Source organism: Streptomyces sp. rh34, from assembly GCF_002551245.1.
Taxonomy (GTDB): Bacteria; Actinomycetota; Actinomycetes; order Streptomycetales; family Streptomycetaceae; genus Streptomyces.
In genome coordinates this window covers 1-10,783 of the sequence record NZ_NTGZ01000253.1, presented here as the reverse complement: position 1 = coordinate 10,783, position 10,783 = coordinate 1, and the positions used below count along the sequence as shown (strand labels likewise).

Annotated in this window: 11 protein-coding genes; 3 read left to right on the top strand and 8 right to left on the bottom strand. The window is 74.1% G+C overall.

Annotation, left to right across the window (positions count from 1 at the left end; genetic code table 11):
- The 5 genes from CR470_RS30925 to CR470_RS30905 form a co-directional block, all read right to left on the bottom strand.
- The coding region (locus tag CR470_RS30925) for an NAD-dependent epimerase/dehydratase family protein (protein ID WP_179892429.1) at nt 1–891 on the bottom strand (891 nt) is incomplete at its 3' end.
- A 5-nt stretch (nt 892–896) separates the two neighbouring features.
- Nucleotides 897–1,514: a dTDP-4-dehydrorhamnose 3,5-epimerase family protein gene (locus CR470_RS30920; RefSeq protein ID WP_097870790.1), complete on the bottom strand. Its 618-nt coding sequence runs from the start codon at nt 1,512–1,514 to the stop codon at nt 897–899.
- A gap of 10 nt (nt 1,515–1,524) precedes the next feature.
- Nucleotides 1,525–2,292 (bottom strand): class I SAM-dependent methyltransferase, encoded by a 768-nt coding sequence (locus tag CR470_RS30915; protein ID WP_097870789.1) that lies wholly within the window; start codon nt 2,290–2,292, stop codon nt 1,525–1,527.
- 119 nt (nt 2,293–2,411) lie between these two features.
- A complete protein-coding gene (locus CR470_RS30910) occupies nt 2,412–3,497 on the bottom strand; it encodes a winged helix DNA-binding domain-containing protein (RefSeq protein WP_097870788.1) in 1,086 nt (361 codons plus the stop codon).
- Nucleotides 3,494–4,531, bottom strand: coding sequence for an MDR family NADP-dependent oxidoreductase (locus CR470_RS30905; RefSeq protein WP_097870787.1), 1,038 nt, complete (start codon nt 4,529–4,531; stop codon nt 3,494–3,496). Before CR470_RS30905 ends, CR470_RS30910 begins: the two co-directional genes overlap by 4 nt.
- A 185-nt stretch (nt 4,532–4,716) precedes the next feature.
- On the opposite strand from CR470_RS30905, the gene CR470_RS30900 reads away from it, so the two are divergent.
- Both CR470_RS30900 and CR470_RS30895 read left to right on the top strand, forming a co-directional pair.
- The gene (locus CR470_RS30900) at nt 4,717–5,115 is read left to right on the top strand and encodes a hypothetical protein (protein ID WP_097870786.1); all 399 of its coding nucleotides are present in this window, start codon (nt 4,717–4,719) and stop codon (nt 5,113–5,115) included.
- Between the two features lie 75 nt (nt 5,116–5,190).
- Complete coding sequence (locus CR470_RS30895) at nt 5,191–6,336, top strand: glycosyltransferase (RefSeq protein WP_097870785.1); 1,146 nt, start codon at nt 5,191–5,193, stop codon at nt 6,334–6,336.
- Between the two features lie 69 nt (nt 6,337–6,405).
- Here the strand turns inward: CR470_RS30895 and CR470_RS30890 are convergent, their stop codons facing one another.
- From CR470_RS30890 to CR470_RS30880, 3 genes are all read right to left on the bottom strand, one after another.
- Nucleotides 6,406–7,275, bottom strand: coding sequence for an SDR family oxidoreductase (locus CR470_RS30890; RefSeq protein ID WP_097870784.1), 870 nt, complete (start codon nt 7,273–7,275; stop codon nt 6,406–6,408).
- A gap of 136 nt (nt 7,276–7,411) precedes the next feature.
- The gene (locus tag CR470_RS30885; RefSeq protein WP_097870783.1) at nt 7,412–8,173 is read right to left on the bottom strand and encodes an SDR family NAD(P)-dependent oxidoreductase; all 762 of its coding nucleotides are present in this window, start codon (nt 8,171–8,173) and stop codon (nt 7,412–7,414) included.
- Nucleotides 8,170–9,423 carry a class I SAM-dependent methyltransferase gene (locus CR470_RS30880; protein ID WP_257138971.1) on the bottom strand — a complete coding sequence of 418 codons (1,254 nt, stop codon included), beginning with the start codon at nt 9,421–9,423 and terminating at the stop codon, nt 8,170–8,172. The genes CR470_RS30885 and CR470_RS30880 overlap by 4 nt, the downstream gene beginning before the upstream one ends.
- 211 nt (nt 9,424–9,634) lie before the next feature.
- On the opposite strand from CR470_RS30880, the gene CR470_RS30875 reads away from it, so the two are divergent.
- The coding region (locus CR470_RS30875; protein WP_107489515.1) for a CaiB/BaiF CoA transferase family protein at nt 9,635–10,783 on the top strand (1,149 nt) is incomplete at its 3' end.

The following is a 10,783-nucleotide window of genomic DNA, read 5'->3' as shown; positions in this document are numbered from 1 at the left end:
CTCCACGCCCCCCCCGCGCCACAAGAGATGTGTATAAGAGACACCCCCGCCCCCCGGGCCGGGGCCCCGCCCCCCCACCGCGCCGGGCGGCAGCCCCGCCGCGCGCCGGAACGCAGTGACCAGCTCGGCCACGGGCGTGGCGACGCCGCTGCCGATCGTGACCGCCCGCCCGCGCACCTGCCTGCGCGGTGACGCGGCCGCCACGACGGCGTCGGCCACATCCCGTACGTCCACGAAGTCGCGGGCGGCGTCCGCGACGACGATCCGCGCGGGCGCGCCGGTGTCCGCGTACCGCCGGAACGCGGACAGCAGGTGTCCAACGAAGCTCGCGGGGGACGGGCGGGGGCCGCACACACTGGCCACCCGCAGGACCACCGCGTCCACCTGGCCGGTGGCCGCCGCGGCATCGAGCACGGCCCGGGAGCCGTCGAGCTTGCTGCGCCCGTACGCTCCCGTCGGACGCGGTTCGACCCCGCCGCCCAGCAGCGTCCCGCGCGGCACGGGACCGAACTCGTGGACCGTGCCGATGTGGACGAGACGCACCGGCCACGGAAGCAGCACGACGGCGTCCAGCAGCCGGTGCACGGCCGTCACGTTCGTCCGCCGCAGCGCCTCCTCCGAGCGGTCCCAGCCGTCGGTGGCGTTGGCCCCGTCGGTGGCGTTGACCACCGTGCGCACCCCTTCGTCGCGCAGCAGCCGGGCCAGCTCCCGCGCGGGCACCGCGGTCAGGTCCACCGGGCGGAACGCGTCCGGCGGCAGCCGCGGCGCCGGGTGCCGGGCGAGGGACAGGACCCGGGAGGCGTCCCGCGCGAACGCCGCGTGGACATGGCCGCCGACCCATCCGGTGCCGCCCAGCACGGCCACCGCGTCCCCGGGGCCCGGTCGGCCCACCGGGCTCACCGCCGGGCCCCGGCGGTGGCGAGGCGGCCGTCCTGCTCGCGGCAGACCGCGTAGTCGGGCAGCAGGCCGCGTTCCCGGGCCTCGGCGAGCGTCGGGGCCGCCCGGTCGCGCTCGGAGAGCACCATGGCCTCCCGGTCGTCCAGCGGGAGCGCCAGGTCCCCGTCGAGAGGGGAGACGGCCCGTTCGCGGGACGGTTCGTAGCTCCGCGACAGGGTGTAGTGCATCGTTGCGTGGTCCCGCAGGGCCACGAAGAGATGGCCCACGCCCACGGGGAGGTACAGCGCGCGGCACTCCTCCGCGTCCAGCACCACGGTGTCCCAGGAGCCGAAGGTGGGCGACCCCACACGCAGATCCACCACCACGTCCAGGACCTGCCCGCGCGAGCAGAAGACGTACTTGGCGCAGCCCGCCGGGGTGGCCGTGTAGTGCACACCCCGGACGACGCCGCGGCGCGAGACGCTGTAACTGATCTGCTCGACGGGGAACAGCGGGTGACCGCGGGCCTCCGCGAAGGCGGGCTGCTGGAACGGGGAGAGGAACCGTCCCCGCTCGTCGGGGAAGACCTCGGGCGTGAACTCCAGGGCGCCGCCGACGGCGAGTTCGCGTACGCGCATACCCGCCCCCTCAGCGATCCGCTGCCCGGACACCGACGAAGAGCCCCACGCCCCGCCCGTCGGGCGGCGGCAGGTACTCCACGGTGCAGCCGGCCCGGGTGAAAGCGGCCTCGTACTCGTCCCGGCGGAACAGAGTGAGGTCGTGGACGTCCGTGAAGTGCCGCACACCCGTGTCGGCGTCCGCGACGAGGTAGTGGGCCTCGATCCGGCAGCCCCGGCCCTCCCGGACCAGGGTCGCGTGCGACATCCGGGCGATGCCCGTCCCGTCCACGGTGGCGAGGTCGCTCATGACCTGACGCGGGGTGAACCGTTCCGGGAAGCACCACGGCTCCACCACCAGGACGCCGCCCGGTTCCAGGTGCCGTGCGAAGCAGGCCATGGCCGACTCCAGCGCGTCCCGCGTCGGCAGATAGCCGATCGAGGAGAACATGCAGGTGATGGCGGAGAAGCGGCGATCCAGCAGGAACTCCGTCATGTCGGCTTCGTGGAAGCGCGTCCCGGGGAGCGCCGTCCGGGCCTCGGCCAGCATGGAGGGCGCCAGGTCCAGCCCCTCCACATGGGCGAACTCCGCCGCCAGGTACCGCAGATGGGAGCCGGTCCCACAGGCGGCGTCCAGCAGCGACCGCGCCTGCGGGAACCGCTCGCGGACGATGCCGGTGATCTTCGCCGCGTCGGCGGCGTAGTCCTTGCCCCGGCCCCGGTAGACCGCCTCGTACAGCGCGCCCCGGCTGTAGATCGCGGACAGCGGGCTTTCCGGGGCCAGTCCGGTGCTGTTCATGGGCCTCCTCGTCAGTGCCGGGCCCGTTGCGGGTCCGGGCGGGTCCGGGGGCGCCCGCGGTGTCCGGGCGCCCCCGGACGACGGTGCTCCAGCCGCCCGGAGCGCGGCTGGAGCACCACTCAGGCGAACGCGACCGTTCCCCCGCCCTCCGGCGAGACGAACGCGAGGACGCGTTCGGCCTCCTCCCGCACCGCCGTGCGCCGCGCCGCCGACAGCTCCCGGAACGGCTCGACCCGCAGCCCGTCCTCGGTGAGGGACCAGCTGCCGTGCACGAATCCGTCGACCAGGAACAGCGGTACGCCCATCGACGAACGGGGCGCGATGCGTTTGCGGTCCTCGTCGGCGATGACGCGGCGGCGGTCGCGGTGGCCGAGGACCGCGTTGTCGTACGCCGGGAGGAACCGCACCGGAGCGGGTTCGGCCGGGTCCGCCAGGGGCAGGTCCGGCAGGTCGAACAGCTCGGTGCCGTGTTCGTCGCGGTAGGTGCGCAGCTCGGGCCGCAGTGGCGCGATCACCTCCCGCAGCCGGGTCAGACCGGACCACGCCTGTACGTCCATGACGCCGGCCGGGCCGAACGCCGCGAGATACCGCAGGACCATCGTGCGGGGGTCGGCCGGCGCCATGGGGACGCCGGTGAACTCCTCGGCGAGGGCCACGGGGGTCTCCCTGCGGTGCCCCCACGCGCCCCACACGCTGTTGGGCGGCGGATGCACCAGCGGCTCCAGCAGTTCCAGCGCCTGGGCGAGCCGGGTCGCGCCGCGGCCGGGGAAGTCCGGTGCCAGGAGCTGCCCCAGCCCGCGCCGGGTCAGCGTGCCGCCGCCCAGCGCCTTCCGCCCGGCCTCCGCGAGGAGGCCGAGGTCGACGCCCTCGACCTCCTGCGCGTAGTACGGGTGAGTGAGCGCGACGCCCACCACCGGCTGCACGGTGGGCCGCAGCCAGGCGAAGTCGGACGCCGCCAGGATGTGCTGGGTGCGGCGCAGGACGGTCGAGCGCACCACCTCCCGTCGGGTGAGCAGCCCGGTGAGCGCGCCGTGCCGGAAGTCCGCGATCCTGGTCCACAGCCCCACGTAGGGCCAGTTGGGCTCCTGGCCCTGGACCGCCACCAGCCGGCGCACCACGTCCAGGGCCGGCAGGTCGGTGCGGTGCAGCAGGAACTGCCGTCGCAGAAGGGTGCGGTTGAGCGTCCGCCGGTCGAGGACGCTCACGCGGAGGTCTTCACGGCGACGTTGCCGCGGTGCTCCCCGGCGAGCAGCGCGAGGAGCGCGGGCGCCGCCTGCGCGATGCCGCCCTCGACGACGGTCTGCGGGAAGGTGAACCGGCCCTCGGCCAGCCAGCCGGCGAATGCCTCGGTCCACGCCTGGACCTGCTCGCCGGTGTGATACGTGGCGAAGGGCTTGAGGTCGAGGTGCTTGGTGATGGCGGTGAGCAGGTCCAGCCGCGGAGCCCCGCCGCTGCCGCCGATCTGCCCGGCCAGCGCCCCGCACAGGGCGAACCGGGCGTGCGGGGCCGCGGCATGGACCGCGGCCTCGAACTGCTCCCCGCCCACGTTGTCGAAGAACACGGAGATGCCGTCCGGCGCCAGGTCCCGCAGCCGGTCCAGGACCGGCCCGTCGTGGTAGTCGAACGCCGCGTCGAAGCCCAGCTCCTCCACCAGGTACCGGACCTTCTCCGGGCTCCCCGCGCTGCCGATCACCCGGGCAGCGCCCCGACAGCGGGCGATCTGCCCGGCCAGCGAGCCGACCCCGCCCGCCGCCCCCGAGACGAACACCACGTCGTCGGGTCCGGACTGGGCGAGCGTCGCCATGCCGTAGTAGGCCGTCGTCCCCTGGCTGAGGTAGTACGACGGGCTCGGGAAGAGGTCCCGGTCGAGGCGGTGGAAGGACGCGGCCGGACCGACGTGGTACTCGGCCCAGCCCCGCATGGTCTGGACGAGGTCGCCCACCGCCAGGTCCGGGCTCTGCGAGTGCACGACGGTGCCGATCTCGCCGCCCCCGATCCGGCCGCCGACGGTGTAGGGCGGCACCGGCAGCGGGCAGTCGGGGCGCATCAGGTCCTGGTACGCGGCGGCCACGCCGACGTAGTCGGTACGCACCACCACGTCACCGGGGCCGGGCCGCTCCACCTTCACCTCGGCCAGTTCGAAGTGCGCGGGGGTGGCGGCCTCGTCGGGGCCCAGGTGGCGGGTCAGCCGGACCTCCCGTGCCGTGTCCGGGACGGCTGTCTCCGTGGGCGTGCTCATCGCTCTCCTCGTGGTCGTGACGGGGTCGTCCGTCCATGGTGCGCGACCTGCCTCGACCAGCCGTCGAACCCGGGTGGAGGCGTCCCGCCGGGGCGACTTCGAGCGGGCTTCGAGGAGCGGCACGTACGGTGCGCGTCCCCGGCACGGGAGATTCGGCCCGGGCCACGACGCAGGGGAGGAACCGCGTGGAGCAGCAGCGGGAGACCGGGGACACCGCCGTGGGCACGAGGCCCGCGCACGGGGGCCCCGTCGGCACCTGGCAGGAGCGATTCCGCCTGCCCGACGGCGAGTTCGTCAGCACGGTCCATCTGACGCCGGGCGGGCGGGCCTTCATCCTGCGCGGCCCCGCCCCCGGCGGCAACGGCGCCGGCACCTGGGAGCCGCACGGCGAGAGCGGCTTCGCCTACCGCATCGCCGAGCGCCTCGTCGACGAGGACGGCGCCTACGCGGGGTGGGTGGACATCGACCACCGCGCGGAACTCGACGGCGACACCTTCACCAGCAGCGGCACGTCCACCGTCTACGACGCCGAGGACAACCTCACCGTCCGGGTGCAGGTCGAGGCGAGCGGCTCCCGGGTGTGAGGCCGGCCCGGCGCCGGCCCCCCGGCGCCCGTCCCACCGTACTTCGTCCCACCAACCGAGCTTGAGGAGAGAGCTGTGCGCATCCTGTTCTTCACCGGTGGCGGCCGTGCGACCGTGCACGCCCTCGTGCCGCTGGCCTCGGCCTGCCGCACCGAGGGGCACAGTGTCGTCGTCGCCGTACCGGACGAGGACATCCAGGCCATCACGGAGCTGGGGCTCCCCGCCATCGCCGTATCCGCCAAGGGCGTCTTCCAGGCCATGTTCTGGGACCGCGAGGGCCGCAAGCTCGACCGGCCGCGCGGCGAGGTGGCTGAACTGGAGTTCGCCAGCCGCGGGTTCGCGCGGATGGCGGCCGACAGCCTCGGCGCCCTGGTGGAGCTGACCGACCACTGGAAGCCCGATCTCGTCGTCGGCGGCACCCGCAACTACGGCGCGGCGCTCATCGCCCACCACCTGGGCGTCCCGTACGCCGTCCAGGCCTGGGACGGCCTCGAACGCGAGCCCAGCGACCGGGAGTTCGCCAGTGACGAGTTGCGGCCCGAACTGGACGCCCTCGGGCTGGACCGGGTCCCCGTCGAGGACCTGTACATCCACATCACCCCGCCCAGCGTGCGTCCGGCCGACGCCGAGCCCGCCGAGCACATGCGGTGGAGCCCCGGCGGCACCCAGACACCGCTGGAGCCGTGGATGTTCCGGAGGGACGGCCGTCCGCGGGTGCTCGTCACCTCCGGGTCGCGCGCCGCGATGATCGACACGCTGGGCGTGGCCTTCTTCCGGCCGCTGCTGGACAGCCCCACCCTGCGCGGGACGGACCTGCTCGTCGCCACCAAGGACGAGGTGGCGGAGCAGTTGCGCGCGGAATGGCCCGACGTCCGGGCCGGCTTCCTGCCGCTGGACGCCGTGATGCCCGCCTGCGACCTGCTGATCCACCACGGCGGCGGGCAGACCTGCATGACAGCGGTCAACGCGGGGGTGCCGCAGCTGGTCTTCGCCGACATGCTGGCGTCGGCCATCCCGATGAAGCGCATCGACGCCTACGGGGCCTCCATCACGCTCAATCTGAACGAGCCGCCGGAGCGCATCGAGAAGGCGCTGGGGGAGTTGCTGAACACCCCCTCCTACCGGGAGCGCGCCGCGGACCTGGCGCGTGAGAACGCGGCACAGAAACGCCCCTCCGAGATCGTCGCGATCCTGGAGGGGCTGGTGGAGAAGGCCCGCTGACGGCCGGATACCGCGGGACCGGACGCCGGCCGCCTCAGCGGCGGCCGGCGTCCCGGTCCCGCGTCCCGGTCAGCGGAAGTCGTCGGCGTGGTCCCGCGCCCACCGGGCGAAGTCCAGCGGCGCGCGGCCGGTCGCCTGCTCGACGCCGGGCCACGGCTTCAGCAGCTCCGACCAGTCCTCCTCGGAGTAGCCGTCCTCGCCGCTCGCCTCGGCCCCGTCGTAGTCGGCGAACCCGAGGAAGAGATCGGCGTGCTCGGCGGCGAAACCGCCCTGGGCCTTCATCAGTTCACGGGCCCTGTCACGGGTGACCTCCTCGAACCGCACCTCCTCGCCGAGGGCCGCGCCGATCGCCGCCACCTGCTCCCGCACGGTCTGCGCCGCGGGTCCGGTCAGCGTGTAGGACTGGCCGACGTGCCGGTCCTCCAGCAGCCCGGCCACGATCACCGCGGCCACGTCGTCCTCGTGCACCGGCACGCCCAGCTCGTCCGGGAAGGGGTAGCGCACGACGCGCTCGGCCCGCACTGACGGCGCCCACAGATGCAGCTTGTTGGTCATGAACTCGCCCGGCCGCACATGGGTCCACTCCATGCCGGACTCCTCGACGACCTGCTCGACCGGGTTCACGCTGTGTCCGGTCGTCACCGCCGCCGCGGACAGTACCGTCGCCCGGCCCACGCCCGCGGCCCGCGCCAGGGCGACCGTCTCGGCCGCCGTGTCCTCGACCGGGAACAGGTGCATCCGGTCGACACCGTCGAAGACGCCCCGCAGGGAGGACGGCTTCTCCAGGTCGCCCTGGACCACCTCCACCCCGTCCGGCAGGCCGGCCCGGGAGGGGTCGCGCGTCAGTGCCCGCACCTGGATGCCGTCGCCCGCTTCGAGCAGCCGCTGAACCACCCGCCTGCCGACCCCGCCGGTGGCACCGGTCACCAGAATCCTCATAGCGTCTTCCTCTTTCCGCATTGCTCTTGCTGTTTTCATACCCTGTTCTTCCGCTGTCGCGGTAAGGCCGCTGTCGCGGCAAGGCCGCGCCGTGTCCCGGGGGACACGGCGCGGACACTCGTGCGGGGCCGGGGCCTCACGTCGTGGAGATGTCGAGCCCTCCGTCCACGGTGATGATCTGACCCGTCACCAAGGCGTGTTCCTCCGAGGCCAGCGTGGTGATCCAGGCCGCGATCTCCTCCGGTTCGGCGACCCGGCCGAGCGGCACGGTGCCGGCGACACCGGCGAACAGGCCCTCCGCCTCCGCCGGGCTCAGTCCGTTCGCCTCGTACGCCTCGGTGCGCACGAAGCCGGGCGCCACCGCGTTGACCCGGACCCCCCGCTCGCTCAGCTCCGCGGCCCAGCTCCGGGTGAAGCTGTGCACGGCCGCCTTGGACGCCGAGTACAGCGAGCTGCCCGGGCCGGGGTTGTGGCCGCCGCGGCTGGAGACCAGGACGATGCTGCCGCCCGGCGAGCGGAGCAGGGGCAGCAGCCGCGCGGTGAGCAGCAGCGGACCGACGACGTTCGTCTCCAGCACCTCCGACGCGGTGCGCGTGTCCAGCGCCCCCAGGGGCGTGAAGCGGAAGATCCCGGCGTTGTGGACGAGCACGTCCAGCGTTCCGCCCCGGGCCCGCACCGCGGCGGCGGCCGCCTCGGCGCCCTCCTCCGTCGTGACGTCGGCGGGCACCGGGACGATGGCCGGATGTCCGGCCGCGGTCGCGTCGAGGCGGTCCTTGCGGCGGCCGGTGACCAGGACGGCGGCCGCGCCCTGCTGGGCGAAACCGCGTGCGGCGGCGCGTCCGATGCCGGTGCCGCCGCCGGTGACGAGGACCGTACGGCCCGTGAAGGGGAGCGTCATACGACACGCACCTCGGGAACGTAGAGAATCCACCGGCCGCCCTCGCGCGCGAAGTCCTCCTCCTTGCGCATGATCTCCTCCGCGTGGTTCCAGGCGAACAGCAGCGCGTAGTCGGGCTTGGCCTTGGCGAAGACCTCGGGCGGGACGACGGGCAGATGCATGCCCGGCGACAGCCGGTCCTGCTTGGCGGGCGTCGAATCGCTGACGAAGGACACCGACTCGGTACCGATTCCGCAGTAGTTGGTGACGGTGGCGCTCTTCGCCGTGGCTCCGTACGCGGCGACCGTGTGGCCCTCCGCACGCAGCCGCCGCAGCAGCGCGACCAGCTCGTCGCGGTGGCGTGCCACCCGCTCGGCGAACGCGTCGAGCGTCCGCGGGTCCGCGAGGCCGCGCGCCTCCTCCTCGGCGAGCAGCTCGGCCACGGCCGGTGAGGGCTGCCGGGAGCCGGCCCGGGCGAGCGTGTAGCGCACCTCGCCCCCGTGCACCGAGAGCCGCTCCACGCCGACCAGTTCCAGACCCGCCCGCCGGGCCATCGCCCGGACCGAACGGGCGGTGAAGAAGAAGAAGTGCTCGTCGTAGATCTGGTCGAACGAGGTCCGTTCCACGATGTCGCCGAGGTACGGGTCCTCGAACACGAACACCCCGTCCGCGGCGAGCAGCGCGTCCACACCACGCAGCACGGAGTCCATGTACGGGATGTGGCACAGGGTGTTGGCCGCGTAGATCACATCGGCGGCGCCTTCCCGGCGCCGGAGGTCGGAGGCGGTGCTCTCCTCGAAGAAGGCCTCCCGCACCCGCACGCCGCTCTCCGCCGCCAGCCGGCCGACGCTGCCCGAGGGCTCGAAGCCCAGGTGCCGCACCCCGGCCTCGTGCACGGTCCTCAGCATGACACCGTCGTTGCAGCCGAGCTCGACGACGAACGGGTCCTCGGTACGGGCGAGTTCGGTGTCCAGGAACCGGCGGGCGGTCGCGGCGAAGTGCTCCCGCATCACGGACGAGCCGGACGAGTGGTACGGGTACTCCGCGTGGAACATGCGCTCGCGGGGCACCTCCTCCATCAGCTGCACCATGGTGCAGCCGGTGCAACGGCCCACCGCGAGACGGTAGAAGAACTCGTGGCCGATGTCCTTCGGGGTGAGGAACGCGTCGGACAAGGGCTGTGCGCCGAGGTCGAGGAACTCCACGACATCGGCGCCGCAGACGCGGCAACGGCCGGGCCTGGGATCGCTCATGGACACCGGTTGGCTCATGGACGCTCTCCTTCGCGCTGTCGGACATCTTGGCGCGGGCAGCGTGCTCCCACGATGTCAGGTGCGACTCGACTCCCGCTTGAGCCCGCGGGCCGTGTTCCCCCTGCCTCGCGCGCCCGTGCGAGCCCGCGGGCGGGCCCGGAGCCCGATCCGCGTACGGACGGCTGGGCGACGCGAGGCCGCGTCGAGCGGCGGAGCCTAGATTCCGCGCATGCTGAAGAGCGATCACGACGACTCCGGCGCGCACGGCGGCCCCCTGCACGGCCTCACCGTCCTGGAACTCGGCGGAATAGGACCGGCGCCGTTCGCCTGTATGAACCTCGCCGACCTCGGGGCCGAGGTGCTCCGGGTGGACCGCCCCGGCGTGCCCCGCCCGTTCGCCGACTGGCACCGCGTCCTGCACCGGGGCCGGCGCTCCGTCGCCCTCGACCTCAAGCACCCCGCGGCCGCCCCGGTGGCGCTGCGCCTCGTCGAGCACTGCGACGTCCTGGTCGAGGGCTACCGGCCCGGCGTCGCGGAACGGCTCGGCCTCGGCCCCGACGAGTGCCGCGCCCGCAACCCGCGGCTGGTGTACGCCCGGATGACCGGCTGGGGCGGCGGCGGACCGCTGGCCACCACGGCCGGCCACGACATCAACTACCTGGCCCTCAGCGGCGCCCTGGACCTCCTGGGGCCGCCCGGCGGCCCGCCGACGCCCCCGGCGAACCTGCTGGGGGACTTCGCCGGCGGCGGCCTCGGCCTGGTCTGCGGCATCCTCGCCGCCCTCCACGAGCGCGGCCGCTCCGGCACCGGACAGGTCGTCGAGGCGGCCATCGTCGACGGCACGGCGTCCCTGCTCGGGATGGTCCTCGCCATGCGGGAGTGCGGCGCCTGGCCCGGCGGCCGGGGCGAGAACCTGCTCGACGGCGGGGCGCCCTTCTACACGGTCTACCCGTGCTCCGACGGCGGGCACATCGCGGTGGGTGCCCTGGAGGACCCGTTCTACGCGGCGCTGCTGCACGGTCTCGGCCTGCGACCGGCGGCGCTCCCCGACCGCTGGGACCGCGCGCACTGGCCGCGGCTGCGCGAGGTCATCGGCGCGTGCTTCGCCCGCCGCCCCCGGGACCGGTGGGCGGAGGACTTCGCCGGCAGCGACGCCTGCGTCACCCCCGTGCTCTCCCTCTCCGAGGCCCCGCACCACCCCCAGCACCGGGCCCGGGGCACGTACGTGGCGGACGGGACGGGCACGGCCCCCGCCCCCACCCCGCGCTTCGCCCGCACCCCGGGCCGGCTGCCGAACCCGGCGCCGGCCCCCGGCGCCGACACCAGGGAGGTGCTGGCCCGCGCGGGCCTGGACGAGGCCTGTCTCTTATACACATCT